This window comes from Paraclostridium sp. AKS73 (assembly GCF_025671395.1).
Taxonomy (GTDB): Bacteria; Bacillota; Clostridia; order Peptostreptococcales; family Peptostreptococcaceae; genus Paraclostridium; species Paraclostridium benzoelyticum.
This window is the reverse complement of sequence record NZ_JAIXHU010000013.1, coordinates 35,915-62,038: the sequence shown is the minus strand read 5'-3', so window position 1 is coordinate 62,038 and position 26,124 is coordinate 35,915. Positions and strand designations below refer to the sequence as shown.

Below are 26,124 nucleotides of genomic sequence, written 5' to 3'. Positions count from 1 at the left end.
TTCCTATTCACTTAATTTATTTGCTATATTAATTATTTCATTATCAAGACCTAATAATTTACATATATTTATAGCATCTTTTGGAACTTTAGTTTCTTTGCTTACTTTTTCCATTCTGTAGTCCATATACTCTTGAAGTATTTTTACACCATTTGAATTTTTATCTGTGCCTATCATTAAATCTATTTGACGTTTTAAACCCTCAAAGTCTACATTTTTCAATCCTATTACTTGATAATAGTCAACCTCGCTAATATTTATATCATCTAAGTGAGTCGATATTAAGCTTATTGAATTATATCGTTTTAAATATTCACAAATTGATCTTAAAAGTAATCTACCTTCTATTGGATTGGTTCCTCTTGCAAATTCATCTAATGCTATGAATCCATCTCTTATTTTAATAAGCTTTGTTATTTCCTTTAATTTTATTATTTCTGCTCCAAATGTACTTAACCCTTTACTTATATCTTGCATATCATCACTTACTAAATATATAAAGTCTAAGATGCATAAGTTGGCTTCTTTAGCAAATACAAAAAATCCACATTGAAACAAATATAAATTAAGTGCTATAGTTTTCATACTTACACTTTTGCCACCCATGTTAGCTCCACTTATTATAGTTATTTTCTTATCAATATCTATGCTTATTGGTATATATTTCTTTCCTTGCGAATCTAAAATTTTTTTAAGATTTGGATTTACTAGTTTTTTAAAATAAATTTTATTTTCTTCATTTATATTTGGTTTTATAGCATTATACTTTATTGCTAAATCAGCTTTTGCAATAAGCAAATCTAATTTTCCTATATTAGTTATATTTTCTTTTATATCTATTAAATAATTGTATAGTTCTTCAGTTAAATTTTTCCTTATTTTTAGGACTTCTTTATCTTCTTGAATAACTATCTCAAGTCTTTTCTTCTTTAATTTTTCTATTATTTCTATATCCGTTGAATTAAATATTTCTTTTTCTACATTAAGCTTATTTTGCCTTATAAGTAATAATTGTTTACTATAGGCTTCATATATTTGAAAAGTCGTTAGTTTCAAATTGTCTGGGTCTAATAGTTTTACAACTTTCCCTAAACTTTTAAAATTTATATAGTCTACATTTAAATTTAACTTTGAATAATATTCCATTATTTTATTAACGTTTATAGCAAAGTTTTTAATTTCAAATAACTCTATTTCATCTAATATGTCTTTATTTTCTAATCTTGCAATTGTATTTTTAATATTTTTCACTTTACAAAATTCATATTGTATATCCTGATGCAAATCTTTGTTTTTTTAAAGCTATTGACCATATCTTCAACATAGCTAAGTTCTTTTACCAGCTTAAGTTTATTTTCTTTTCTATATATCTTTATTTTACTTTTTCCATCCCTCCATATGCTGTAATTGTATTTACTTCGTTTATTATAAATGATTTAATATTATCACCTTCTTGTTTCTAAAAAATTGTTTTTTAAAAACTCATTACATTAAATACTTTTATATCAGTCTTACTTTGTATAGTGTCTATGAAATAGTTTTCATCAAATCCATAACCTTCTATTGAAGTTGGGTTTATACTTACTCCTATTAGATTTACTTTATTTATTGATCTAATGTTGCCTTTAAGCTTTATAAACTTTTCAAATACATCTTTTCTAAAAATATTTTTGTACTATCCTCAACTAATATAGTTATGTTCTTGTAATCTTTTCCACTTTTTATCATTGTGTTTATAAAATCATCAGTAACTATTCCATTAAAAACTATATACTTAGTATTTCCATCTATACTGTCTATAATTTCTTTTGAAGAGCTTAATGTTGTGTTTATATCTAAGCTTTTATATGTATAATCATTTTTTACTATACTAACCTTTTTGTACTTTATATTCTCATAAATTTCATAAAATTTATTATCATTAACTTTATCAAGATTTAAAATATTAGCTTCATATACAATTTTTTCTATGGCCTTATTTATGTCCTTATTTATTACAGCTCCACTACAAAATATAGTTGACTCTGTTATTGATGGTGATCCTAACGTCTTTCTAGATAAAGCTCCATCCACTATACTCAAATCTGCTCCATAATACTTTAACCTATCGCATACATATTTTACCTGACTATTTATAGATGGACCTGCAAGTTCTATATATCCATCACTTAAAGCTTTGAATATAACTATATTTCCTAGGGGTGTTGTTATATTTGTTAATTCTAGAATTTCTTTTGTTATATCACTTCCTAAAGCTAAGCTACTGGCTGTCGCTATTATTGTATTACTATTTACATATATTCTAGGTTTATAAGTGTTAGTAACTACATCTACTCCTTCTCCATCTACTCCAATTGAGGTAAGTCCAAGTATCATATTTTCACTTATACACGCTTTAAGTATATAGTTTAGGGTCGTAGTTTTTCCAACATTCTTATAATTACCTATAATCGACATACTTTTATACTTAAATATTTCTCTTAGTTTATTCATAGTTTATTCCTTATAAATTTAATCTAATTTCAATAAACGATGTGTACTTTTATTAGCAAAAGATATTATATCTTTATTATATAATATCTTTTGCTTTTTAGTTTTTATATTAAACTAATTGAGTAGATAACTCTCTTTTCTTTCTTTCTAACTCAGTTGGTTCAAGTATCATTCTTTCATTAGTTAAAAGTCCAGCTACCCCTACCTTATGAACTTCTTTTTCTCCTCTGCAAACTTCACATTGACATGTATGGCTGTAATTATTTGGCTCTGAGTATGTTGTTATAACCCCTTCAAAGTTTCTTAGTATTACTTTATCATGACTTTGAGATATTACATAGTTTGGCATAACTGGAGTTTTACCACCACCACCTGGTGCATCTATAACAAATGTTGGTATGCAGTACCCCGATGTATGACCTCTTAATCCTTCCATTATTTCTATACCTTTAGAAACAGGAGTTCTAAAATGCTCTATACCGTTAGATAAGTCACATTGATAAATATAGTATGGTCTAACTCTTATTTTTGCTAAATCATTAACTAATTTTTTCATAACATGCATACAGTCATTTACTCCACGTAGTAAAACACTTTGGTTTCCTAAAGGTATACCTGCATTCGCCATTTTTTCACAAGCTGCTATTGATTCTGGCGTTATTTCATTTGGATGATTAAAGTGAGTATTTATCCATACCGGATGATATTTTTTAAGCATATTTACTAAATCATCCGTTATTCTTTGAGGCATAACTACTGGAGCTCTACTACCTATTCTTACTATTTCAACGTGTGGTATTTCTCTTAATTTACTTATTATATATTCTAATCTTTCATCACTCATTAAAAGTGCATCTCCACCTGATAATAATACGTCTCTTATAACTGGTGTATTTCTTATATATTCTATAGCTTTATCTATCCTATCTACTGGTTGAGCTCCATCATTTTGGCCTGCAAATCTTCTTCTTGTACAATGTCTACAATACATTGCACATTGGTCAGTGATTAACAATAATGCTCTATCTGGATATCTATGAGTAAGTCCCGGTACTGGTGAATCTCCATCTTCATGAAGTGGATCATCTAGATCAGCATCAGAAACTTTAAGTTCTGAGGCTACTGGTATTGCTTGCTTTCTTATTGGATCATCTGAATTTGAAGGATCAATTAACGATAAGTAGTATGGAGTTATACTCATCCTTAAAGTTTTAAGACACTCTTGAACTCCTTGTTCTTCACTTTCTGTAAGAGGTATATACTTTTTAAGTTCTTCAACAGTTGTTATTCTATTTTTAACTTGCCAATTCCAATCATTCCATAACTCATTTCCAACGTCTTTAAATATTTTTCTATCCACTATTATTTATCCCCCTAATTATACATATAATTTTTTGAATATATTTTTTAAATTCTCACTTTCTCTTAATGCCGTTAATGTAACATCTGCATGCCCCTTAGTGTATCCATTTCCTATTATCATATCTACATCTTTACCAACACCTTCAGCTCCAAGTGCTGCTTTTGTAAATGTGGTTGCCATTGAGAAGAAATATACTACTCCTCCATCTCTAACAGGCAATATTGTACTCATTTCTGTATTAGGAACATTTACACAGTTTATAGCTAAATCTACTTCTTTCCCATTATTTACTTGTAGTACTTTATTTAAAACTGCATTAGGATCTTGAGCATCTACTATTATTGCTTCATCAACAAGATCATTTTCTTTTATAAATTCTGCATCTTTACTGTTTATTACAACTCCTATTACTTTACCTTCCTTCCCTGCTTTTTTTCTAGCTTCATAACAGCAAAGCATTCCAGACTTACCAGCAGCCCCTAGTATTAAAACACTATTACCTTCCTTAACTAACTTTTGAGTTTGAGCAGGTGCTCCTGCTACATCTAAAGCAGCTAATGCTAATGTTTCTTCCATATCTGTTGGTAATTTTGCGTATATACCACTTTCAAATAATATCGCTTTCCCTTTTATTTCAACTCTATCTATATCTGGCTTTATATCTAATATTTCTTCTATATTTAATGGTGTTAATGATAAAGAAACGAGTGTAGCGATCTTATCCCCTATTTTTAAATCTATAGTTCCTTCTAAATCAGAACCTATCTTTTCTATAGTCCCTATTAACATTCCTCCAGAACCAGTTACTGGATTTTGCATTTTCCTTTTTCTTCTACTATTTCTAATATTTTTGCTTTTATTTTTTCTATATCATTATTACACTCTTCTTCTATTTGAGTAAAACTTGCTGAATCTATATTTAAAGCTTGAACATCTATTAATACTTCATTATCATATATGTTCATCTCATTGTTTATTTTTTTAGCCGGTTGAGGCAGAACATTTTCCCCTATTACTCTATGTGTACCATATTTACATCCTCTCATCTTTATATCACCCCTTGTTATATTGTTTGTGATTCTATATATGCTAAATCATCTGATATGATTAGGTCTGCCTCCGTCATTTCTATTAACTCTTCAACAGTTACCCCTTCGCTAATTTCTGTTACAAGCAATCCATTTTCAGTTACTTTCATAACTGCAAGTTCAGTTACTATCATATCAACTACATTCTTTGCAGTTAATGGAAGAGTACAGTTTTTAAGTATTTTAGACTTACCTTTTGCAGTATGCAACATTGCAACTATTACCTTCTTAGCTCCAACTACTAAATCCATAGCTCCTCCCATACCAGGAACCATCTTCCCGGGAACTATCCAGTTAGCTAAATTTCCATTTTGGTCTACTTCTAAAGCTCCTAGTACTGTTATATCAACGTGTCCTCCCCTAATTAATCCAAAAGACATTGATGTATCAAAAAAGGCCCCATTATCATTTATAGTTACATATTGTCCACCTGCATTTGTTATATCTAAATCTATTTCATCTTTATCTGCAACTTTTCCCATTCCAATCATCCCATTTTCTGATTGGAAAGTTACATTTATTCCATCCTCAATATAATTTGCGGTTAAAGTTGGAAGCCCTATTCCAAGATTTATTAATTGATCATTTTTAAACTCTTTGGCAACTCTTCTTGCTATTATTTCTTTTGGATTCATTTAATTTGCCTCCTTTATAATGTAGTCTATTACTACACCTGGAGTCATAATCATTTCCTTGTTAATTTCTCCAGTATTTACAAATTTTTCCGCTTCAACAATTACAACATCACTTGCCATTGCCATAATTGGATTAAAATTTTTAGTAGTTCCTTTGTACATTGTGTTCCCAAATTCATCTACTATACTCCCCTTAACAAGTGCTATATCTGCTCTTAATGGATATTCTAACAAGTACTCTTTATTATTTATAATTATTTTTCTTTATTTTCCTCTACTAATGTTCCTACTCCAGTTGGAGTTAATATTCCTCCTAAGCCAAAACCTCCTGCTCTTATCCTTTCTATAAGAGTACCTTGTGGTGATAATTCTACTTCAAGCTTACCTTCATTCATTAACTTACCAGTTTGTGCATTAGTCCCAATGTGTGATGCTATAACTTTTTTTACTTGATTATTTGCTATTAATCTCCCTATACCTCTATCAATAAAGGAAGTATCGTTCCCTATTATAGTTAAGTTTTTAACATCTGATTCTATAAGTGTATCTATAAGCTTCTCTCCAGTACCACACCCTAAAAATCCACTTATCATAATAGTCATATCATCTTTAAAAATGTCTTTTAATTTTTCTAAAGATATAACCTTACTCATATTTTTTCCCCCTAGCATATTTTAAGCTTCTTGTTCTGTTAAAACATTAACTTCTAAACCTAATATCTCACGAGTTTCTTTTGGTGTAGCTACCTGTCTGCCTAATGCTCTAACAATATTTGAAGCTTTTTGAACTAATTCTCCATTAGATTTAGCTTTTATACCTTTTTCCATATAAACATTATCCTCAAAACCTACTCGGACATGTCCTCCCATTAACACACTTAGTGCTATCATATCAAACTGACATCTTCCTACGCCACTTACAGTGAAAGTAGCATTACTTGGTATGCTTTCTCTCATAAATATTAAATCTCTACATGTTCCACTTATACCACCATTAACTCCCATTACAAAGTTAAAGTGCATATTATCATTTATGAACCCTCTTTTATTAAGCCTTAAAGCCATGTCTATCATACCTTTATCAAACACTTCTATTTCTGGCTTAACACTTAGATCTATCATTTTTTACCAAATTCTTTTATAGTATCTTCAGTATTAACAAAGATTTCATCTCCACCAAAGTTACAAGTACCACAATCTAGTGTTGCCATCTCTGGATTTAAGTTTACAGGTTGTATTCTCTCTTCATTGCTCATTCCAACCGCCCCTCCAGTTGAAGGTTGGACAATTGCATCTATACATTCCTTTTTTATTGCATCTATACATTCTTTAAATCTATTTATATCTTGAGTTGGAGTACCATCATCATTTCTTACATGAAGATGTATTATACTAGCTCCAGCATCATAAGCAGATTTTGCTTCTCTTGCTATTTCTTCTACAGTATAGGGTACATTTTCATTATGTTCTTTTGTTACCTCTGCACCACATATAGCTGCTGTAATTATTACTTTTTCCAAATTAGCCACCTCCCCCTTTTAAACTAATATCTTTGCTTGTCTTTAGGCACTACACAAGTTCCACTTGCCTTACAAACTATTATTGGATCTTCTAAAACATCTGCTGCTGAATCACTTATGTCAAATCTTGGTACTATAACTTTTCTAGCTTCAAATATCATTTTTCTTGAACTATTTCCTATATTCACTATTTCTCCAATAGCTTCGATATAATCTCCGGCATATACTGGCGCTAAGAATTCAACACTATCATATGCTTTGAATAATCCTTCATCTCCATCATTTTGAATAAGTAACTCAGTAGCTACATCTCCAAACAATTGAAGCATTTTAGCTCCATCTACTAAGTTTCCACCGTAATGTGCATCATGGCTTCCCATTCTAACTCTTATCATTGCTTTCATATGAAATCCCCCTATAAATATATGTTAGCTAATTGGTATAGATTTTTACCTATACCAATTAGTTAAAATCTTTTTATTATGCTAATTCTTGTATTAAGTTTTTAATTACTCTATTAACATCTCCTACTAAAGAAAGATCTGCTACTTCAAATATTGCTGCATCACTATTATTATTTATAGCAATTATATATTCAGACTCTTCCATACCAGCTAAATGTTGTATTGCTCCTGATATACCACAAGCAATATATACATCTGGTCTTACAGTCTTTCCAGTTTGTCCCACTTGCCTAGATTTATCAATCCATCCTGCATCAACTACAGCACGAGAAGCACTCACTTCAGCTCCTAATAAATCTGCTAATTCATATAAAGCATCCATATTTTCTTTACATCCAATTCCTCTACCTGCTGATATTAGAACCTTCGCATCTTCTATGTTAACCTTTTTTATGTTTTCCTTAACATATTTTAATACTTGTACATTCTCGTAGTCCTCTAAAAACTTAACCTCTATCTTTTCTACATTTCCTTTTCTAGCCATATTTTTTTCTAATTTTTTCATAACACCAGGTCTTACAGTACTCATTTGTGGTCTATGATTTGGACATATTATTGTAGCCATTATATTCCCACCAAATGCTGGCCTCGTCATTAATAACCCTTGATTTTCCTCATCTATTTCAAGTGATGTACAATCTGCAGTAAGTCCTGTTCCTATAGTAGCACTTACTCTTGGAGCTAAATCTCTTCCTATTGTGGTTGCTCCTACTAAAACTATCTCCGGATTTTTTTTATTTATTACTTCCGTAAGGGCTTTAGTGTATGTACCAGTCAAGTATACATCTAAATTTTTATCTTCAACGTAAACTACTTCATCTGCTCCATATTGTATAAGTTCTTCACTTAATTTTTCTATATTATGACCTAATAATACAGCACTTAATTTATTGTTTATCTTATCAGCTAACTCTCTACCTTTTCCTAATAATTCCAAAGAAACATTTTGTATTTCCCCGCTTCTTTGTTCAACAAAAACCATTACACTCATTGTTTTTCCTCCCATTAATTACTACTGACTTATTAATTTTTGTCAAATTATTTTTTAAGCTTTTGCTTCAGTTAATATAAACTTTTCTTTTAAAGAGTTTACGATTAATAGTGCTGCTTCTTTTTCATCTACATCATGTAGTGTTCCTTTAGCTTTAACCCCTTTAGTAAAAGACTTTTTAACTTTAGTCGGTGAACCTTTTAATCCGATTTCTTCTATATTAACTTCTATATCCTTTAATCCCCAAGTTTCTATATTATCTTCTGACATACAGTCGTATATTCTAGATACTTTCATGTATCTCGGACTATTCATTTCTTTTAAAGTAGTTATAAGTACTGGCATCTTAGCCTTTATAACTTGGTATCCATCTTCAAATGCCCTGTTTACTGTTATGCTGTCCCCTTCAACTTTCATCTTTTCAACATATGTTATTGATGGTATACCAAGATGATTTGCAATTTGAGGACCAACTTGTGCAGTGTCTCCATCTATAGCTTGTCTTCCTGCGATTATTAAATCATGCTGTATATTCTTTATAGCACCTGCTATTGTTTTTGAAGTTGCAAGTGTGTCAGCTCCAGCAAATGCCCTATCTGTAAGAAGTATAGCTCTATCAACACCCATTGCTAAAGCTTCTTTTAGTGCATTTTTAGCTTGAGGAGGTCCCATTGTTAACACAGTTATAGTAGCTCCTATTTGCTCTTTTATCTTTATTGCTTCTTCTATCCCAGCTTTATCATCAGGATTTATTATACTTGGAATCCCATCTCTTATTAATGTCCCAGTTTTAGGGTCTAACTTTACTTCTGTTGTATCTGGAACTTGTTTTATACAAACTAATATATTCATGTTTTTCCTCCCAAATTTCTCTTAACACTATTTAAGTAAATCGGCACTTATTACCATTTTTTGAACTTCACTTGTTCCTTCATATATCTCAGTTATTTTTGCATCTCTCATCATTCTTTCAACTTCATATTCACGTGTATATCCATATCCACCATGAAGTTGAACTGCTTTAGTAGTAACCTCCATTGCAACTTCTGCAGCGTAAAGTTTTGCCATTGCAGCTTCTACACTGTATGATTTTCCTAAATCTTTTTTAGTTGCAGCATTGTATACTAAATGTCTTGCTGCTTCAATCTTAGTTTTCATATCAGCTAACTCAAATTGAGTGTTTTGGAATGCAGCTATACTTTTACCAAATTGTTTTCTTTCTTTAACGTAGCTAACAGTAACATCTAATGCTCCTTGAGCTATACCCAGAGCTTGTGCTGCTATTCCTATACGACCACCATCTAGTGTTTTCATAGCTATTTTAAATCCTTGACCTTCTTTTCCTAATATATTTTCTTTAGGTATTCTACAATTTTCAAATATTAGCTCACAAGTTGCAGAACCTCTTATTCCCAATTTTTCTTTTTCCCTATAGAGAAACCTTCAGTTCCTTTTTCAACTATGAAGGCTGATATTCCACGAGTTCCTTTAGATTTATCAGTCATAGCCATTACTACATATATATCAGCTGGGCCTGCATTAGTTATAAATACCTTTGTACCATTTAATACATATTCACCATCATCTAATACAGCTGTAGTTTGTTGCCCTGCTGCATCTGTGCCTGCATTAGGCTCAGTCAACCCAAATGCGCCTAATTTTTCGCCTTTTGCTAGAGGAACTAGGAATTTTTCTTTTTGCTCTTCTGTACCAAATTCAAATATTGGACTTGCACATAATGAGGTATGAGCTGAAACTATTACACCTGTAGTTGCGCATGCTTTAGACAATTCTTCAACAGCTATTGCATACCCTAAATAATCTCCACCTTCTCCACCATACACTTTAGGAAAAGGTATTCCCATGAATCCGTATTTACCCATTTTTCAACAGTTTCATATGGAAACTTTTCTTCCTCATCTATTTCATGAGCTATAGGAGCGACCTCATTTTCTGTAAAATCTCTATACATTTGTTTTAATAATTCATATTTTTCCATTAAAAATTTCCCCTCTTTTCTAAAAGTGATTAGCTTTTTATAATTAAACTAGTTCCTTAGTATACATTTTAAATAATTTTTTAACAATCTAGCCAAAATGTATATATTTCCTACATTATTAATTTAACTATTACACAAGTTCCCATTCCTCCTCCTATGCAAAGTGATGCTAACCCATGTTTTAACTCTCTCTTTTTCATTTCATGTAAAAGTGTCGTTATTATTCTAGCTCCGGATGCTCCTAATGGATGACCTATTGCTATTGCTCCACCATTCACATTTGTTCTTTCTTCAAACCAATCATCATCCACACTATGGTTTTCTTTTAATGCTTCGATTACTCCCAGAGATTGAGCTGCAAAAGCTTCATTTAATTCAATTAAATCTATTTCTTCTAATTTCATATTAGCTCTTTCTAACGCATCTTTAACTGCTGGTACAGGTCCAAGTCCCATAACCGATGGATCTACTCCACCTTGACCTACTGATATTAATTCAGCTATTGGTTTTAATCCATATTCCTTAACTGCCTTTTCAGATGCTACAAGAACTATACTAGCTCCATCATTTATACCAGATGCATTTCCCGCTGTCACAGTTCCATCTTTTTTAAATGCTGGTCTTAATTTTGAAATTGCTTCTAAACTTGTATTTCTATTTGGATATTCATCCGTATCTACTATTACTGAACCTTTTCTTGTTTTTACTTCTATTGGAACTATTTCATCCTCAAATCTTCCATTATCTATTGCATTTATTGCTTTTTGCTGAGATTTAAAAGCAAATTCATCTTGCATATGTCTTGTTATACTATACTTTTGGGCTATATTCTCAGCAGTTATTCCCATGTGATAATTGTTAAATGCATCAGTTAGACCATCTGCTACTAAACTATCTTTAAGGCTCATACTACCCATTTTGCTCCCCGTTCTTATTATCGTTTCCGTTACATATGGAGCTTGAGACATAACTTCTACTCCACCTGCTAAAATTAAATCTCCAATCCCTGATTTTATTTGTGAATATGCAGTCATAACTGTTTTCATACCACTTCCACATATTATATTTACTGAATAAGCCGGAACTTCAAATGGTATATTAGCATGTATTGAGGCTTGCCTCGCTATACCTTGTCCTTGACCTGCTGGTAACACATTCCCTAGTATTACTTCATCTACATTTCTTGCATTTAGGTTATTGGTTTCTATTATTGATTTAATTACTTGCCCAGCAAGTTGAGATGGTGGTACTGTAGATAATTCCCCTAAAAACTTACCAATTGGACTTCTTTTTGCATCTACTATATATACTTTAGACATTAGTTTTCCCCCTATTTCTTAAATCTTTAAAACTTGTATTTATCCCAATTTCATATCTTTTTTTGAAGTTTTCTCTTTAAGATAAGTATATATAGGTAAAGCTTTATTGTAAAATTCCAAAAAACTATGTATTCATAACTTTTAGTTATAACCTCTATTTATTGCATTTATAAAAAAATACTTTTAACCATTTAATTAAAAGCATTCAAAAGTTTATTTATTTTAAATTAATTATCTTCTTTGTGATTTCCGTACTCTTTTCTTATATGATCTGTTGCATATTCTGCAAATAATTTTAGTGTTTTAGACATGTATTTATTCTTTTTAACTATAAAACCAATATTCCACTTTATTTCAGGTTTAGAGATGGGTATCATATTTACTCCATTCATTTTATATCGTTGAACTATTAGTTTTGGCATTATTGATATCCCCTCATTCAAAGCTACCATCTCTAAAATAAAGTCCCATTGTGATATTTTCATTACTATATTAGGCTCAAATCCTGAAGCTTTGCATGCATTTATTGTTTTATTGTACATCATAAAGTTTTCATTAAATACAATGAACCTTTCATCTTTTAGTTCTTTAACATCAATGCTTTTTCTATTAGATAACGGATGATCTTTACTTATAACTAGCACTACATCGCCACTTACTATCTCTGAGGCTATTATACTGTCTTCTTCTACTGGAAATATTACTGCTCCAAGCTCTATACTTTCATCCACTACTTTATATTTTATATTATTTGCGCCTTCTTCTACTATATGTATATCTATGTCGGGGTATTCTTGTTTAAATTTAGCTACGACAGATGTGAAGTACACGCTACCTATAACTGGTGGTATACCTAGAGTTAAAGTTTTACCAAAATTTGTTATACTATCTTGGAGTTTGAATAACTCTGTATTTATAATATCAATTGATTTCTTTGAATTTTCATAAAATATTTCACCTTCATAGGTTAATTTAAAATTTTTTGTATATCTTTCTATCAGTTGTGTTTGTACTACTTTTTCTAAGTTTTTTATTGCTTTACTAAGAGCAGGTTGTGATATATATAAATTATTCGCAGCTTTAGTGAAGTTTTTTCTTTTACTACCTCTAAGAAGTATATTATTTCTTTTATATTCATATTCTGCTAACCTCCTTTTTATTTTTTATACACTTATTAGTATTTAATTATATATATCTGAGGTGATCTAAGATGTGCCTATAATATTATACTAACACAAAAACTCTTATAACCTTATAAAAACACAAGAATTGATAAAGTTATAATTGTAATTTTTATTTTAATTTCTCATATTTCAATAGTATTTTATAATAGTTGTGTTTATATATCTAAATACTTTTAATTTAAAAATATAATCAACTTACTATAAAAAATGTTCCTATAAAAAGTAAAATTGCTCCTACATATTTATATAAATACATAGTTTGCTCTTTAAGCACAACTACATCTATAAAAAAACCTATAAGAATTTGCGAAACTACTATTATTGTTAATGTGCTTGAAAGCCCTATTCCATCCATTGCCTTAACTGTAAAATAAATTATACCTCCTCCAAATATGCCCCCAAGTAGTAATTTAGGACTTATAGACTCTGTTGCTAAAAAAGTTTTAATTTCACCAGTTAAAAGCATGTTTATTAAAAAAATACTGAACCTACTACCAAACTTATAAAAGTGGCTGTAACTGGTGATGTACTTTTCCCTAACTCTCCGTTTATAAAAGCCTCTAGAGCTGTAGATCCTCCAGCTAGTATTGCAAATATTATAGATACTAATTTTATCAATTAACTCACTCCTTTACATAATAAAATTTTATGATACAAGCATTTTTAAAATTACTTTAAATAGAAATTTAAAAGAAAGTATTTTATAGTTACTTTTTTTTTGTTATAATTTTTTTTAATGATTTAAAGAGGTGATACAAATGAATATAAATTTTAACTTTAATAATTTTAATCGAAAAGAAAATTGCAAATAATTTTATAATGATGGGAATTTTACTTTTACTTATTGGAACTCTTTCCCTATTATTTAGAAATTTAGGCATTAAAGTATTATCATTTGGATTAGGAACAGTTTGTTTGTTTTTAGCATACTTAAATCTAAAAACTTTAAATGAACTTAAAAGATATGAGTCTAAAGAAAATATAAAGCCTTATAAGAACAGAGAAATTATTCTTATAATTGTTGCTCTATTATTTTTTATTTTTCCTCAACAAATACAAGGATTCTTTTCATCTATACTTGGTGCATATCTTTTAGTAATCCAAATTATTGCTTTTTTTAATAGCAGAAAAAATCCTTATGTAAAGTTTAATGGTTTTAATGGTTTTTTATTAATATGCGGATTAATACTAATCCTTTCGCCTTTATTCTTATCAGGATTTATAGCTACATTTTTATCTTTAATTTTCGTTTTAATCGGTTTCCAACTTTTATCAACTGGAAATAGGTTAAAAAAACTATAAAAATAGTGCCTTAATATTAAGGTACTATTTTTATAGTTAAAATTAATCCTTGGTTTGTATAAGAGTGTTTTTTATGTTAATATTGTATAAGTAAATTTAATACAAATAAAGAAAAGGTGATTAATTTGACAAATTTTAAATATGCCTTTGATAATAAAAGGTATCATACATGGAATTATTACCTTAGAAGCAATTTTGGAGAAAAAGTTTTTAAGGTATCTATAAATGCAGGTTTTTCTTGCCCAAATATAGATGGAACTGTTGCTTATGGTGGATGTACTTACTGTAGTAAACAAGGTTCTGGAGATTTTGCAGGAAATCCTAACGATAATTTAATAAAGCAGTTTGAAGATATAAAAGAAATGATGCATAAAAAATGGCATAACGCAAAATACATTGGATATTTCCAAGCTTTTACTAACACTCATGCTCCAGTAAGTGTATTAAAAGAAAAATATGAAACTATATTAAATTTAGATGATGTAATAGGACTTTCAATTTCTACTAGACCCGATTGTTTACCAGACGATGTTTTAGAATATTTATCTGAACTTAATAAAAAAACAAACTTATGGGTTGAACTAGGACTTCAAACGATTCATGATGAAACATCTAAAATTATAAACAGAGGTCATGATTATAATACGTTTTAGAAGGTGTTGAAAAATTAAAAAAACATAATATAAAAACAGTTGTTCATATTATAAATGGATTACCTGGAGAAGACTATAATATGATGATGGAAACAGCTAAAGCAGTTGCTGATCTTGGTGTTCATGGAATAAAGATACACTTACTTCATGTTTTAAAAGAAACACCTATGGAAAACATGCTAAAAAAGGTATGTTTAATTTAATGGAGAAAGATGATTATATAAACTTAGTGTGTGACCAGTTAGAAATTATTCCTCCTGAATGGTAGTTCATAGACTTACTGGAGACGGTAAAAGAGATGAAATAGTAGGGCCTATGTGGAGTCTTAAAAAGTGGGAAGTTCTAAATTCTATAGATGATACTATGAGAGAAAGAAATTCATGTCAAGGAATTAAATACTGTAATAAAAAATAAGCTATCTAATTAGATAGCTTATTTTTTATTACAGTTAATTTGCTGTATGAAGTTTTATTTTATTTCCTGAATTAATATTATCATTATCTTCTTCAAATTTATTATTAGGTTTTTTTATTGATATAATCGCAGAAACAACCATAAATAAAACCCCTATAGCTTTCACTATAGAAAAGTTTTCTCCAAGCAATGTCCAACCTATTATTACAGATACTATAAGTTCTGCAGATGCTAATATTCCAGCTATTGATAAATCGATCCCTGTTGAAATTCCATTCAAATAAAATATATATGCACCAGCTGCAGGTATTATCCCTAATCCTAATATAGTAATCACTGTACCTATATTATTTGCATATGAAATAATTTGTATAGGATTTGCTAAAGGTATCATTAATATAGATCCTATTAGAAATCCATATATCAACAAAGTTATCCCTTCACATTCTTTTAATGCACCTTTACTTATTATTGACATACATGCATATGTTATAGCTGACATTATACCTAGTAAAATACCTTGTGTACTAAGTTGACCTAAATCTAAACTTCCTCCTGTTACTGCTAGTATAGATCCACAAAAACAAATACATAGTGACATAACTTTAGACTTATTAAGTCTTTCTTTAAAAATTGCCATTGATAGCATTGCTAAAAATAATGGAGATGTGTATAAAAGTACTGCAGACGCGGAAACTCCAATAGAATCTATAGCATTAAAATAGCATATATTAAACCCAGCCTGGCTTATTATACCTACAAGAATACAATACATTAATCCTTTTCTGTTTATCTTAAGTGCATTTGGCATTTTTACACAACTATAAATAAATAATATCAAAAACCCTAAAAATAATCTTAAAAATGCAACTTGTTCTGGAGTTAGCCCTAAGTTTAATAATGAATTTGCAAATAATCCAATAGTAGCCCATAAAACTCCTGCTGTTACAACAAATATGTATCCTTTACTTCTTTGTTCCATAAAAAAATCCTCCTATCTATACTACTATTACGATTATTTATTTTAGCAATTTCTATGCCAAATCATTCCAAGCTTATTCTAATTGAAATCACTCACTTCGGAAACATTTTCTTATCATATATAAGTCAAATCAAACTCATTTTCACTTTTTATATAAGTTAAAATAGACTTATGACATTAAAATCCATTAAGTATTCATTTATAACAAGTTGATTTTGACTTGTATATATACTATAATTAAGGAGTTTTAAATACATAGTTTATAATTTATTATTCTGGGGGATATATTAATGCAATACACTAAAAATTTTTTTGAAAGAATAGTAGAATCTTCTCATGATGAAATTTTTGTATGTGATAAAGATGGGTATATGATTTATTGTAATAAAGCATTTGAATCTAACTACGGTATAGATAGAGAGGATATGATAGGAAAAACAGCAATGTTCTTAAATGAAGCTGGGTACTCTAATCAAACACCTATTCCTGCTGTTGTTAAACACAAGAAAAAAGTTTCGATGGAGCAGAAAACTATAACTGGAAAAACACTTATAATAACCGCAACACCTGTTTTTGATGAAAATGGTGATATAGACTTTATAGTAGAAAATTCTAGAGATATAAGCGAATTAAATAGTATAAAAGAAAAATAAAATTGTATGAAAATACAATAAGTTCATTTAATAAATCTCAGTCGTTAATTTATAATGATACTACTATAAAAGGATCCAGTATGAAATCGATTTTAGAAATAGCAAAAAATGTTGCTAAAACAAATGTAAATGTTTTATTACTTGGTGAATCTGGATGTGGTAAAACTACACTTGCTAAGCACATACATTTAAATAGTAAGAGAGCTAGAAAACCATTTATAACTATAAATTGTTCAACCATTTCTCCAAACCTTCTTGAATCTGAATTATTTGGTTACGAAGGTGGCGCATTCACTGGTGCTAATTCAAAGGGTAAAATAGGGCTAGTTGAATTAGCAAATGAAGGTACTTTATTTCTTGATGAAATTGGTGATATACCCAAAGAACTTCAATCTAAGTTCTTACAACTTATTCAAGATAAAACATTTACTTCAGTTGGAGGAGTAAAAACTAAAAGGTAGATATACGATTTATTTCTGCAACTAATGTTGATTTAATAAATTCTATAAATCAAAAAAAATTTAGAGAAGATTTGTATTATAGAATAAACGTTGTAGAACTAAAAATCCCACCACTTCGAGATCGTAAGGAAGATTTATTGGAGCTTATTTTTCACTTTTTCAAAAAATACTCAAATATTTTTAATCTAGATAAAAGTATGTCTACAGAAGTTATAAACGTACTTTTAAACTACAATTACCCTGGAAATATGAGAGAACTTGAAAATATAATTCAAAACATTTTAGTTACTTCAAGCTCAGACTACATTGAATTACACCACTTACCAAAATCAGTTCTTCACCACGTAGATTTTGTAAAAGATGAAGAAAATAATTCATTAGATAATTTAATGGAAAACTATGAGAAGCTTTTAATTTGCAAATATTATAAAAACAATCCAAGTTCATATAAGTTAGCTAAAGCATTAAACATATCTCAATCTAAAGCAAGTAGACTTATACGAAAATATTTATAAATATAAAAGTGATAAATATATAAGCTAAGCTTATATATTTATCACTTAATAGTTTTTAATTAATAATTTTTATTTAAATTCGTTATAAAAGTTTACTAACATACCTTCTTTTATTTCTTCATATTCTTTCTTGTATCCAAGTTTCTTCAGTATTGCTAATGAAAATTCTATAGCTGTTGCTGGCCCTCTACTAGTTATTATATTTCCATCCTCTATAACAATTTGATTTTCTATATAGTTTAGATTGCTCTTATCTTTTATAAATCCTGGATATGATGTGCATTTTTCCCATTTAATATATTAAAACTTTCTAATGCTTCTGGAGCTGCACATATAGCAGCTATAATCTTCCCATCATTATTAAACTTTTGTACTATTTCTCTAACTTTTTTACTATCTCTTAGATTATATGCTCCTGGAAGTCCTCCTGGTAATACAACTCCATCATACTCATTTATGTCTATATCGTTTATATTTACATCTGATTTAACTTCTATATTATGAGTACCTTTTACATATTCAGTATCAAGACTTCCCATATGACAAATTACTTGAGCTCTTCTTAATACATTAACTACACTTAATGCCTCTATTTCTTCAAATCCATTTGCTAATAAAACTAATACCTTCTTCATAACTTCCTCCTATGAATTTAAATCTTCATTAATTTCTTTTATTTTTCTAATTGCATCTTCTACAGAACTAGCAGTATAATTTGCACTTTCTTGTACTTCTTTTCTTGAATTTTTCATTGCAAAACTATATTTAGTAGTTTTAAGCATACTTATATCATTTGGAGAATCTCCTATAGTTGCTACTTCATCTAAACTAACTCCTAAAACTTTGCATACATTTTTTATAGCTGCATGTTTTGAAACACCTTTAGGAACTAAGTTTAAAGTATATTCAGATGAAAAATATATGTCTAAAACATCATTGAATTCTTCAATTAAAAAAGATTCTAATCTATATAGTTCGTCTACATCTTTAGATACTATACCTATATTACCTACAAGGTCATTGTAGGTATTTTTATTTGCAAATTCTTTGTCTACTAAATATTCATCTGAATAAATCTTAAAACAATCATTTTCTTCTAGTAATACTACCTTTCCATTATACTTAAAGTATAATGTTGCGTTATCTGATTCATATAAAGCAATCACTTTTTTTACTATATTATCATCTATTGTTCCTTTAAAAACTAAATTTTTATTGCAATCATATATATATGATCCATTTTCACATATATAATATCCATTCATATCAATATCATCTTGAGTCATCTTTATAGCTTGAGAAAAAATTCTTCCAGTAGCTATATTAAATGTAACACCTTGTTTTTCTATATTATTTATAGCATTTGCATCTTCTTTAGATATTCCATTGTGATATAATGTTCCATCTAAATCACAAAATATATATTTTATCATTAGCTTACTCCTTTTACTTTATAAGTTCTGTTCTAACTAAGTTTAGTGCTTCGCTTGTCGCTCTAGATCTTATTTTTTCTCTACTTCCAGCTAGATTACATTTTTTAACTTTAATTTCTCCATTTATATAAAGTCCTATGTAAACTAACCCAACCGGTTTTTCATCAGTTCCGCCTCCAGGACCTGCTATTCCAGTTGTAGATACACCAACATTAGCACCTAAAGACTTAGCAACTCCCATAGCCATCTCAATAGCTGTTTCTTCACTTACTGCTCCAAATTTATCTAAAGTATCTTTTTTAACCCCTAGCCTTTTCATTTTAGCTTCATTGGAATAAGTAACACATCCCTCTAAGAAACTTTGAGAAATTCCAGGATAGTTTATTAGTTTTGATGAAACCATTCCTCCTGTACATGATTCACTTACAGCTATAGTCATATTCTTTTCAACCAATAATTTTGCTACTTCTTCCTCTAAAGTAGTATCATCATAACCATATATGTAATTTCCTACCCTATTATTGATTTCATCTTCTACATTTTTTATTAGTTCATTTGCTTTTTCAGTATTTTCAGCTTTTGCAGTTATTCTAATAGTTACTTCACCCTCTTTAGCATAAGGTGCAATCGTAGGATTTTTTTGATTATTTATCATATCTATTAACTTATCTTCTAATGAAGATTCGCCTATTCCAAAGAATCTTAATGTTTTTGATACAAGTTTATAATCAGTTAAACATAATAAGTGTTTCTTTAACTCATCATTAAACATAGGTATCATTTCTTTTGGAGGTCCTGGTAATAGTATTATCATTTTATTATCTTTTTTTAATATTGCTCCTGGAGCCGTTCCATTAGGATTATTTAATATAATGCAATCTTTTGGAAAATATGCTTGCTTTTTATTATTCTCAGTTAACTCTAATCCTAACTTAGAAAAATAAGATTTAATGTCTTTCCAAATATCCATATATAAAACCAATTCTTGATTAAAACACTTAGATGCTACTTCTTTAGTCATATCATCTTTCGTTGGTCCCAGACCTCCAGTGGTAATTATTATATCACTTCTTTTTAAACCTTCATTTAAAGATTCCATAAGTCTTGTTTCATTATCTCCAACTGTACCTTGGTAATATACATCTATCCCAATATTTGCTAATTCCTTTGCTAAAAACTGAGAATTTGTATTTACAATATCACCTAATAAAATTTCTGTTCCTACAGTTATAATTTCAGCTCTCATTTTATCACCTTTTTCCTTAATATATTTATACCCTAATATTACCATATTTAAATTAGTATTGCTTTCTACTTTTTTAACTTATTTCATTCATATCTAATTTAGATATACAAAATATTTTAATCCTATATTTATAGTATTTAGTATTTAACTTTCATATAATATATATTATATCCTATAATTGGAGGTTGTTATGTTTGATAAAATCACATCTCCTAAGTTTAAATTTTTTGGAGAAGTAATAAATACTTATAATGAAATTGATAACTCTTATCTTCATAATTTTACAAATAAGAGTATTAGTGATTTAAAAGTTTTAACAAACGATGAGGTTTTTATAAAAGTTTTATCTGGCGTTGTTATGATTTTAGTGTCATTTGATTCCTCTAGCTTAAACTCGTTTATAGTAAATAGACCTATAAGATTAAAAAAAGGACTTCATTTCAACTTTATATCGATATCAGATAAGTCTTCAATATATATATCAAAATCTTCATATAAATTTAATTCAATACCTTTAACACACGATTACGTATACTCTTCTATATCGCCTTCATTACATATAAATGAAATTTATACTAAATTTTATCAAGAAAAAGGATGTAGTTACATCTTCAAAGGAGAATCACATCCGTATTGGGAGCTTACTTATGTAGATAAAGGTATGTTAAATACAGATATAGATAGTAATTCTTATACCTTAAACCAAGGTGATTTAATATTTTATGCCCCACTTCAATTTCATAATCAATATACAATAGAGGACAATACTTGTTCATATCTAACTATAAATTTTAATATGGATTTTGATGATTACGAGTTTCTATGTAATAAAGTATTTACGTTAAACCGCGATTCACATCATATTATTCAAAACCTTATTAATGAGTTATCAAATCAAGATATATATTCTGATGACCTATCACTTTGTTACTTAAAGCAACTTATTATAAACACTCTAAGATTTAAAAATTTCCAAGGTCAACATAAACCAACTACACATATGCAACAATCTTATGAAGACGATCAGTTAAATAATATTTTAAAATATATTGATAAAAACATTAATAAAAAAATAAACATAAGTACATTATGTAATGAATTTGTATAAGTAGTACAACTTTACATTCTCTCTTTAAGAAAAATACAAATAAAACAGTTAACAATTATATAAACGATATAAAACTAAAGAAAAGTAAAGAACTTATAAAAAGTTCTAGTTATACATTTAGTCAAATTTCTGAGTTATTAGGTTTTTCTTCCATTCATTATTTTTCCCGTAAGTTTAAATCTCATTTTGGAATTTCCCCCACTGAATATTCCAAATCTATATATAAGTAAAGGAAGGTAATATTACCTTCCTTATTTTATGAAAAACTATATTCAGTTTTATTAATCATATTATTTAAAACTTCATTACTTACATGATTATTTTTTATTTTATAAGCTAGTAAACACGCTCCCATATCTGGTTCTAATATAGGTTTTATAAGCTTTACATTATATCCGCTTAAATTATTTTTTATCGGGTTAATAATTAAGTCTCCACTTTTAAATACTCCACCTGAATAAGATATAGTTATTTCATCTTCAAATTCCAATTCATTTATTATCATCTTTACTAATAAACTAAGCTCATATCCAGCTAAATTAAATATCTCTAGTGCATTTTCATCATTTAATTTAGCACTTTCAAAACATATTTTAGAAAACTGTGCAATTTGAGTTCTATCTTTATTTATTTTATTTAAAACATAGTCAATTATTTCAAAATTATCATCTATATCTAAGTATTCCCTAACTTTTTTATAAATCAAACCTCGGTTTAATCTCTTATCAGCTTCTTTTGAAAATACTTCAATAGTTTTTTTTCCTATCCAATGTGCAGATCCTTCATCGCCTACATAATCTCCCCATCCACCACATCTTATTGTGTTTCCATATAAATCTTTTCCAAGTGCAATCGAGCCCGTTCCACTAACTATATTTATTCCAGGTTTACCTGCTAGAGAACCTTCAAACCCAGCTTCTACATCATTTCCAATTCTAAAGTCAATTTTATTAAATACTCGTTCACATATGCAATTTATTTTTTTTTACAACACTTTTAACTTCTCCATATCCAGGAATACCAAGAAAAACACTATCTATTTTTTCAGTATCTACGTTTGATTTTTCTATAATCTTACTTAATCCTTCGTTCAATATATCTTCTAATCCATCAAATCCTACTTGCTCATAATGAGTTGTTTTCGTTGTATATTGTGTAATCTTTTCCCCCATATTATTTATAATGGTAAATGTAGTTTTTGTACCTCCACCGTCTACCCCTATATAATACATATACGCCCTCCTATATTGGTAGATTAAGTTTTTTTAACATATTCATTTACTTTAATTTCATCTATAAATTTATTAATATCATCTAAATTTATAGATCCTGTATATATGTTCATTGCATTTGACATTCCACATGCATTTGCTAATTTCAAAGTATTTTCTAAATCATAACCTTTAGATATTCCTAAAGCAAAACCAGCTATACTAGAATCTCCACTTCCAACAGGGTTTATAACCTCTATTTTAGGTATTTCAACTTTATATATATAATCTTTATTTACAAATATCATTCCATCTTTTCCCATTGATACACATATATTTTTTACTCCACTTGAAAGCATCCTTTCTGCTACACTTATAATATCCTCTATACTTTTTATTTTTAATCCACTTAAACTTTCTAGTTCATCAATATTAGGTTTTATAAGATATGGACTTGAATTCATCCCTAATCTAAGACTTTCCCCACTACTATCTAAAATAAACTTTATATTTCTTTGATTGCATATTTCTCCAATTTTAAAATAATAATCTATTGGCAAGCCCTTTGCTAAGCTACCTGATGCAACTAAAACATGTGTATCTTTTAAAACTTCTTCTAAGTCTTTTTCAAATCTATTAATTTCTTCTTTACTTATATTTGGACCTTTTTCTAACACCTCTGTACTTACATTGTTTGAATCCATTATATTTAAACAAATTCTAGTCTCTTCTTGTATAGTTGTAAATTTATTTTCTATTCCTATATCTTTTAATTTAGATTTTATATATTCACCATTAAATCCACCTAAAAATCCTATACAATTAACATCTTCCCCAAGCTTCCTTAGAACTTTTGCTACATTTAACCCTTTTCCGCCTGCAGTTGGATTAACTAAATCAGCCCTTTGAACAGAACCAATTTCAAATTTATCTAATTTATATAATCTATCTATAGATGGATTAAATGTTATAACTGATATCATGTGCTTTATTCTCGCTCTTACACATCTTTATTTTTTCAACTACAACAGCATACATAGCATTCTTTGCAGGCACTAGGTATTGTCTTGGATCAGATGCATTAGGATTTTCATTAAAATATTGTTTTATAGCATTTGAAAAAGGTATTTTAAGTTCTGTTGCTATATTTACTTTACATATACCTTTTTCAATTGATTTTTGAACTGATTCATAAGGTACTCCAGATGCACCATGAAGTACTAATGGTACATCAACCATATTTTTAATTTTTTCTAATCTGTCAAAGTCTAATTTAGGTTCACTTTTATAAAGTCCATGAGCTGTTCCAATTGCAACTGCTAGTGAATCAACTCCTGTTCTTTTTACAAATTCATACGCTTCTTTTGGATCTGTTAAAAATGCATCCTTTTCATCTACATTTAAATCATCCTCTATCCCACCTAGCTTTCCTAGTTCAGCTTCTACCGTAGATCCATATAAATGAGCGAATTCAACTACATCTTTTACAATTTCTATATTATTTCTAAACTCGTGCTTCGATGCATCTATCATAACTGATTTGCAACCAAGCTTTATTATTCTTTTTATGTCTTCTACATTTTCATGATGATCTAGATGAAATGTTAATGGTATATTATTTAACTCACTTGCTTTTTCAATTATAGCTAAAAGATAGTTCTCATCTGCATACTTTACAGTTGATGGAGTCGCAGCTAAAATAACTGGTGATTTTAAGTTTCTAGCTGCATCTAAAACAACTTGTATTGTCTCTAAATTGTGTATATTAAAAGCCGGAACTGCGTATCCCTCTTTTTGAGCTTTAATCAAAATTTCTTTAGTCGATAACAAACTCATATTCCTTTCCCCCTATTTTTATTTATTTAAATCATGTAGTATAACCCCTTGTACTACTCTGTTTACCTCTCCTGTTGGACATGGATTATCTGGTGTAATTCCTAACTCTTTAGATTTTAAAAATGATAATATTTGCCCAAATATTATTTGTTGTAATGGAAGTAGTGCTTCATTTTCTATGTTGTAATCAATATTTTCTATATTAAATACATAATCAGCTTTATCTTTTAAATTTTGATTTATGTTTGAACCGATTAATGCAACTTTATCTTTTTTTCTATGCGCTAACATTTCTTTAGCCAAATCTAAATCATAAAGTCTAGTGTAATTTTCATTTGATATATAAATTACAGTTATACTTTCATCGTTTATAACCGATTTAGGCCCATGTCTAAAACCTAAAGGCGTATCATAAGTTGCATTTACTTTACCAGCTGTTAGCTCTAAAACTTTCAGTGCACTCTCCCTAGCTATGCCTTTACTTGTTCCAGAACCTAAATATATTATTCTTTCAAATTTTTCTTTTGCTAGTTTATCTATTGATTCTAAATTTGTTTCTATAAATTTTTCTACAGATTTTGAAAGATTTTTTGTATCTTCTATAAACATTTCAATTTCTTCAATATTAAATACTCCTAAACAACTTAAAACCATAGTTGTAAAACTACTTGTCATTGCAAATCCTAAATCATTTGTCTCTGGTGGCATAAGAAGTAATAAACTTTTTTCATCACCTTTCGTATTTAATGCCAATTTACCATTTTCATTACAAGTTATTATGATTTGATATAAATTATCTATAATTTCATTTGCTAATTTTACTGCGTGTACACTCTCTGGTGAATTACCTGATCTTGCAAATGAAACTAAAATAGTTGGTATCTCTTTTATAAAGTAATTACTAGGACTTGCAACTAAGTCTGTTGTAGCTATTGCTTCAACTTTTTTGTTTAATAATTTTGTTAAGTAAGGTTCGCAAGTTTCTCCTGCGAATGCAGATGTTCCAGCACCTGTTAATATAATTCTGCAATTTTTTTTACTCGTAATATTTTCAATAAATTTTTTTATATCATCTCTATTGTCATATAAATTACTTGCAGCCTCTATCCATACTCTAGATTGCTGTGATATTTCTTTTGCAGTGTTTAATCCCTTACAAGATTCTAGTGTTTCTATGTCTATCCCCAATATTTTTTTAGATACAGCTTCCAATTGTACCCCTCCTTATTATTCTTTATATTAATATTGTATTGAT

Annotated in this window: 30 protein-coding genes and 5 pseudogenes; 8 read left to right on the top strand and 27 right to left on the bottom strand. The window is 28.8% G+C overall.

From position 1 onward, the window contains the following. Positions 1–3 precede the first annotated feature (3 nt). The 16 genes and pseudogenes from LEQ07_RS09245 to LEQ07_RS09185 all read right to left on the bottom strand — a co-directional run bounded on the left by LEQ07_RS09245 (position 4) and on the right by LEQ07_RS09185 (position 12,701). Positions 4–1,251, bottom strand: a complete 1,248-nt coding sequence (locus tag LEQ07_RS09245; RefSeq protein WP_263330338.1) for a MutS-related protein — start codon at positions 1,249–1,251, stop codon at positions 4–6. Between the two features lie 381 nt (positions 1,252–1,632). After that, positions 1,633–2,493 carry a hypothetical protein gene (locus LEQ07_RS09240; protein WP_263330337.1) on the bottom strand — a complete coding sequence of 287 codons (861 nt, stop codon included), beginning with the start codon at positions 2,491–2,493 and terminating at the stop codon, positions 1,633–1,635. Between the two features lie 109 nt (positions 2,494–2,602). After that, positions 2,603–3,853 carry a lysine 2,3-aminomutase gene (ablA, locus tag LEQ07_RS09235; protein WP_332840835.1) on the bottom strand — a complete coding sequence of 417 codons (1,251 nt, stop codon included), beginning with the start codon at positions 3,851–3,853 and terminating at the stop codon, positions 2,603–2,605. Positions 3,854–3,871: 18 nt separating this feature from the next. Continuing rightward, positions 3,872–4,675 (bottom strand): L-erythro-3,5-diaminohexanoate dehydrogenase, encoded by an 804-nt coding sequence (locus tag LEQ07_RS09230; RefSeq protein ID WP_332843070.1) that lies wholly within the window; start codon positions 4,673–4,675, stop codon positions 3,872–3,874. Continuing rightward, positions 4,660–4,902, bottom strand: a complete 243-nt coding sequence (locus tag LEQ07_RS21270) for a hypothetical protein (protein WP_332843069.1) — start codon at positions 4,900–4,902, stop codon at positions 4,660–4,662. The genes LEQ07_RS09230 and LEQ07_RS21270 overlap by 16 nt, the downstream gene beginning before the upstream one ends. A 17-nt stretch (positions 4,903–4,919) precedes the next feature. Next, a complete protein-coding gene (locus tag LEQ07_RS09225; RefSeq protein ID WP_046821837.1) occupies positions 4,920–5,579 on the bottom strand; it encodes a 3-oxoacid CoA-transferase subunit B in 660 nt (219 codons plus the stop codon). After that, complete coding sequence (locus LEQ07_RS21265) at positions 5,580–5,813, bottom strand: CoA-transferase (protein ID WP_334307507.1); 234 nt, start codon at positions 5,811–5,813, stop codon at positions 5,580–5,582. Between the two features lie 20 nt (positions 5,814–5,833). After that, positions 5,834–6,232 (bottom strand): CoA-transferase, encoded by a 399-nt coding sequence (locus tag LEQ07_RS21260; protein WP_332843068.1) that lies wholly within the window; start codon positions 6,230–6,232, stop codon positions 5,834–5,836. Between the two features lie 21 nt (positions 6,233–6,253). After that, positions 6,254–6,700, bottom strand: coding sequence for a 3-keto-5-aminohexanoate cleavage protein (locus tag LEQ07_RS21255; protein ID WP_332843067.1), 447 nt, complete (start codon positions 6,698–6,700; stop codon positions 6,254–6,256). Then, positions 6,697–7,098, bottom strand: coding sequence for a 3-keto-5-aminohexanoate cleavage protein (locus LEQ07_RS21250; protein ID WP_332843066.1), 402 nt, complete (start codon positions 7,096–7,098; stop codon positions 6,697–6,699). Before LEQ07_RS21250 ends, LEQ07_RS21255 begins: the two co-directional genes overlap by 4 nt. Positions 7,099–7,121: 23 nt before the next feature. Then, a complete protein-coding gene (locus LEQ07_RS09210; RefSeq protein ID WP_046821840.1) occupies positions 7,122–7,502 on the bottom strand; it encodes a hotdog fold domain-containing protein in 381 nt (126 codons plus the stop codon). Positions 7,503–7,578: 76 nt separating this feature from the next. Beyond that, positions 7,579–8,553, bottom strand: a complete 975-nt coding sequence (locus LEQ07_RS09205) for an electron transfer flavoprotein subunit alpha/FixB family protein (protein WP_332840836.1) — start codon at positions 8,551–8,553, stop codon at positions 7,579–7,581. A 54-nt stretch (positions 8,554–8,607) separates the two neighbouring features. Next, entirely contained in the window at positions 8,608–9,405 is a 798-nt protein-coding gene (locus LEQ07_RS09200; protein WP_263330333.1) for an electron transfer flavoprotein subunit beta/FixA family protein, read from the bottom strand. A gap of 27 nt (positions 9,406–9,432) precedes the next feature. Next, a pseudogene (locus LEQ07_RS22520) lies at positions 9,433–10,552 on the bottom strand (acyl-CoA dehydrogenase). A gap of 110 nt (positions 10,553–10,662) precedes the next feature. Continuing rightward, complete coding sequence (locus tag LEQ07_RS09190) at positions 10,663–11,871, bottom strand: acetyl-CoA C-acetyltransferase (RefSeq protein WP_046821844.1); 1,209 nt, start codon at positions 11,869–11,871, stop codon at positions 10,663–10,665. Between the two features lie 227 nt (positions 11,872–12,098). Then, positions 12,099–12,701, bottom strand: coding sequence for a LysR substrate-binding domain-containing protein (locus tag LEQ07_RS09185; RefSeq protein WP_263330332.1), 603 nt, complete (start codon positions 12,699–12,701; stop codon positions 12,099–12,101). On the opposite strand from LEQ07_RS09185, the gene LEQ07_RS09180 reads away from it, so the two are divergent. Then, on the top strand, positions 12,691–12,819 hold the full coding sequence (locus LEQ07_RS09180) for a hypothetical protein (RefSeq protein WP_263330331.1): 129 nt from the start codon (positions 12,691–12,693) through the stop codon (positions 12,817–12,819). The two genes, LEQ07_RS09185 and LEQ07_RS09180, sit on opposite strands and share 11 nt — an antisense overlap. 17 nt (positions 12,820–12,836) lie before the next feature. Here LEQ07_RS09180 and LEQ07_RS23000 read toward each other — a convergent pair. Continuing rightward, positions 12,837–12,989 (bottom strand): annotated as a pseudogene (locus LEQ07_RS23000) (helix-turn-helix domain-containing protein); the annotation flags it as partial. Between the two features lie 256 nt (positions 12,990–13,245). Continuing rightward, positions 13,246–13,673, bottom strand: a pseudogene (locus LEQ07_RS09175) (DMT family transporter). A 201-nt stretch (positions 13,674–13,874) separates the two neighbouring features. Here LEQ07_RS09175 and LEQ07_RS09170 point away from each other — a divergent pair. Together LEQ07_RS09170 and LEQ07_RS22515 are read left to right on the top strand one after the other, a co-directional pair. After that, positions 13,875–14,357 (top strand): DUF308 domain-containing protein, encoded by a 483-nt coding sequence (locus LEQ07_RS09170; RefSeq protein ID WP_263330330.1) that lies wholly within the window; start codon positions 13,875–13,877, stop codon positions 14,355–14,357. A gap of 125 nt (positions 14,358–14,482) precedes the next feature. After that, positions 14,483–15,424 (top strand): annotated as a pseudogene (locus LEQ07_RS22515) (TIGR01212 family radical SAM protein). A 34-nt stretch (positions 15,425–15,458) separates the two neighbouring features. On the opposite strand, the gene LEQ07_RS09160 reads toward LEQ07_RS22515, so the two are convergent. Next, positions 15,459–16,406: a DMT family transporter gene (locus LEQ07_RS09160; protein ID WP_052951955.1), complete on the bottom strand. Its 948-nt coding sequence runs from the start codon at positions 16,404–16,406 to the stop codon at positions 15,459–15,461. 290 nt (positions 16,407–16,696) lie between these two features. On the opposite strand from LEQ07_RS09160, the gene LEQ07_RS09155 reads away from it, so the two are divergent. The 3 genes from LEQ07_RS09155 to LEQ07_RS22995 all read left to right on the top strand — a co-directional run bounded on the left by LEQ07_RS09155 (position 16,697) and on the right by LEQ07_RS22995 (position 18,035). Then, complete coding sequence (locus LEQ07_RS09155; RefSeq protein WP_263330328.1) at positions 16,697–17,059, top strand: PAS domain-containing protein; 363 nt, start codon at positions 16,697–16,699, stop codon at positions 17,057–17,059. An 80-nt stretch (positions 17,060–17,139) separates the two neighbouring features. Continuing rightward, positions 17,140–17,520: a sigma-54 factor interaction domain-containing protein gene (locus tag LEQ07_RS09150; RefSeq protein ID WP_263330326.1), complete on the top strand. Its 381-nt coding sequence runs from the start codon at positions 17,140–17,142 to the stop codon at positions 17,518–17,520. Between the two features lie 2 nt (positions 17,521–17,522). After that, positions 17,523–18,035: a sigma 54-interacting transcriptional regulator gene (locus tag LEQ07_RS22995; protein ID WP_442952416.1), complete on the top strand. Its 513-nt coding sequence runs from the start codon at positions 17,523–17,525 to the stop codon at positions 18,033–18,035. A gap of 69 nt (positions 18,036–18,104) precedes the next feature. Here the strand turns inward: LEQ07_RS22995 and LEQ07_RS09140 are convergent. The 3 genes and pseudogenes from LEQ07_RS09140 to LEQ07_RS09130 form a co-directional block, all read right to left on the bottom strand. Next, a pseudogene (locus tag LEQ07_RS09140) lies at positions 18,105–18,670 on the bottom strand (DJ-1 family glyoxalase III). Positions 18,671–18,679: 9 nt separating this feature from the next. Next, positions 18,680–19,468 carry an HAD family hydrolase gene (locus LEQ07_RS09135; protein ID WP_263330321.1) on the bottom strand — a complete coding sequence of 263 codons (789 nt, stop codon included), beginning with the start codon at positions 19,466–19,468 and terminating at the stop codon, positions 18,680–18,682. Positions 19,469–19,481: 13 nt separating this feature from the next. Next, complete coding sequence (locus LEQ07_RS09130) at positions 19,482–20,714, bottom strand: competence/damage-inducible protein A (RefSeq protein WP_046821851.1); 1,233 nt, start codon at positions 20,712–20,714, stop codon at positions 19,482–19,484. Between the two features lie 190 nt (positions 20,715–20,904). Between LEQ07_RS09130 and LEQ07_RS09125 the strand changes: the two genes are divergently transcribed. Next, positions 20,905–21,822, top strand: coding sequence for a cupin domain-containing protein (locus LEQ07_RS09125; protein ID WP_263330319.1), 918 nt, complete (start codon positions 20,905–20,907; stop codon positions 21,820–21,822). Next, positions 21,813–22,052 (top strand): helix-turn-helix domain-containing protein, encoded by a 240-nt coding sequence (locus tag LEQ07_RS22990; RefSeq protein WP_442952415.1) that lies wholly within the window; start codon positions 21,813–21,815, stop codon positions 22,050–22,052. The genes LEQ07_RS09125 and LEQ07_RS22990 overlap by 10 nt, the downstream gene beginning before the upstream one ends. Before the next feature lie 26 nt (positions 22,053–22,078). On the opposite strand, the gene LEQ07_RS09120 is transcribed toward LEQ07_RS22990, so the two are convergent. From LEQ07_RS09120 to LEQ07_RS09100, 5 genes are all read right to left on the bottom strand, one after another. Then, on the bottom strand, positions 22,079–22,702 hold the full coding sequence (locus tag LEQ07_RS09120; protein ID WP_332843075.1) for an N-acetylglucosamine kinase: 624 nt from the start codon (positions 22,700–22,702) through the stop codon (positions 22,079–22,081). Positions 22,703–22,784: 82 nt separating this feature from the next. Then, the gene (locus tag LEQ07_RS09115; protein ID WP_263330318.1) at positions 22,785–23,054 is read right to left on the bottom strand and encodes a BadF/BadG/BcrA/BcrD ATPase family protein; all 270 of its coding nucleotides are present in this window, start codon (positions 23,052–23,054) and stop codon (positions 22,785–22,787) included. A gap of 23 nt (positions 23,055–23,077) precedes the next feature. Continuing rightward, positions 23,078–24,016: a 1-phosphofructokinase gene (gene pfkB / locus LEQ07_RS09110; protein WP_263330316.1), complete on the bottom strand. Its 939-nt coding sequence runs from the start codon at positions 24,014–24,016 to the stop codon at positions 23,078–23,080. Further along, the gene (locus LEQ07_RS09105) at positions 23,994–24,869 is read right to left on the bottom strand and encodes a tagatose bisphosphate family class II aldolase (protein ID WP_263330315.1); all 876 of its coding nucleotides are present in this window, start codon (positions 24,867–24,869) and stop codon (positions 23,994–23,996) included. The genes pfkB and LEQ07_RS09105 overlap by 23 nt, the downstream gene beginning before the upstream one ends. An 18-nt stretch (positions 24,870–24,887) precedes the next feature. Beyond that, the gene (locus LEQ07_RS09100) at positions 24,888–26,081 is read right to left on the bottom strand and encodes an SIS domain-containing protein (RefSeq protein ID WP_046822797.1); all 1,194 of its coding nucleotides are present in this window, start codon (positions 26,079–26,081) and stop codon (positions 24,888–24,890) included. Between the last annotated feature and the right edge of the window lie 43 nt (positions 26,082–26,124).

Bases quoted from the DNA above. Each gene is read 5' to 3' on its own strand.
- LEQ07_RS21255 (WP_332843067.1), bottom strand. From the start codon at position 6,700: ATGATAGATCTAAGTGTTAAGCCAGAAATAGAAGTGTTTGATAAAGGT.
- LEQ07_RS09190 (WP_046821844.1), bottom strand. From the start codon at position 11,871: ATGTCTAAAGTATATATAGTAGATGCAAAAAGAAGTCCAATTGGTAAG.
- LEQ07_RS09105 (WP_263330315.1), bottom strand. From the start codon at position 24,869: ATGAGTTTGTTATCGACTAAAGAAATTTTGATTAAAGCTCAAAAAGAG.
- LEQ07_RS09130 (WP_046821851.1), bottom strand. From the start codon at position 20,714: ATGAGAGCTGAAATTATAACTGTAGGAACAGAAATTTTATTAGGTGAT.
- LEQ07_RS09240 (WP_263330337.1), bottom strand. From the start codon at position 2,493: ATGAATAAACTAAGAGAAATATTTAAGTATAAAAGTATGTCGATTATA.
- LEQ07_RS09200 (WP_263330333.1), bottom strand. From the start codon at position 9,405: ATGAATATATTAGTTTGTATAAAACAAGTTCCAGATACAACAGAAGTA.
- LEQ07_RS21260 (WP_332843068.1), bottom strand. From the start codon at position 6,232: ATGAGTAAGGTTATATCTTTAGAAAAATTAAAAGACATTTTTAAAGAT.
- LEQ07_RS09135 (WP_263330321.1), bottom strand. From the start codon at position 19,468: ATGATAAAATATATATTTTGTGATTTAGATGGAACATTATATCACAAT.
- LEQ07_RS09125 (WP_263330319.1), top strand. From the start codon at position 20,905: ATGTTTGATAAAATCACATCTCCTAAGTTTAAATTTTTTGGAGAAGTA.
- LEQ07_RS09160 (WP_052951955.1), bottom strand. From the start codon at position 16,406: ATGGAACAAAGAAGTAAAGGATACATATTTGTTGTAACAGCAGGAGTT.
- LEQ07_RS09150 (WP_263330326.1), top strand. From the start codon at position 17,140: ATGAAATCGATTTTAGAAATAGCAAAAAATGTTGCTAAAACAAATGTA.
- LEQ07_RS09205 (WP_332840836.1), bottom strand. From the start codon at position 8,553: ATGAGTGTAATGGTTTTTGTTGAACAAAGAAGCGGGGAAATACAAAAT.
- pfkB (WP_263330316.1), bottom strand. From the start codon at position 24,016: ATGATATCAGTTATAACATTTAATCCATCTATAGATAGATTATATAAA.
- LEQ07_RS09155 (WP_263330328.1), top strand. From the start codon at position 16,697: ATGCAATACACTAAAAATTTTTTTGAAAGAATAGTAGAATCTTCTCAT.
- LEQ07_RS09115 (WP_263330318.1), bottom strand. From the start codon at position 23,054: ATGTATTATATAGGGGTAGACGGTGGAGGTACAAAAACTACATTTACC.
- LEQ07_RS21270 (WP_332843069.1), bottom strand. From the start codon at position 4,902: ATGAGAGGATGTAAATATGGTACACATAGAGTAATAGGGGAAAATGTT.
- LEQ07_RS09170 (WP_263330330.1), top strand. From the start codon at position 13,875: ATGATGGGAATTTTACTTTTACTTATTGGAACTCTTTCCCTATTATTT.
- LEQ07_RS09225 (WP_046821837.1), bottom strand. From the start codon at position 5,579: ATGAATCCAAAAGAAATAATAGCAAGAAGAGTTGCCAAAGAGTTTAAA.
- LEQ07_RS09210 (WP_046821840.1), bottom strand. From the start codon at position 7,502: ATGAAAGCAATGATAAGAGTTAGAATGGGAAGCCATGATGCACATTAC.
- LEQ07_RS09230 (WP_332843070.1), bottom strand. From the start codon at position 4,675: ATGCAAAATCCAGTAACTGGTTCTGGAGGAATGTTAATAGGGACTATA.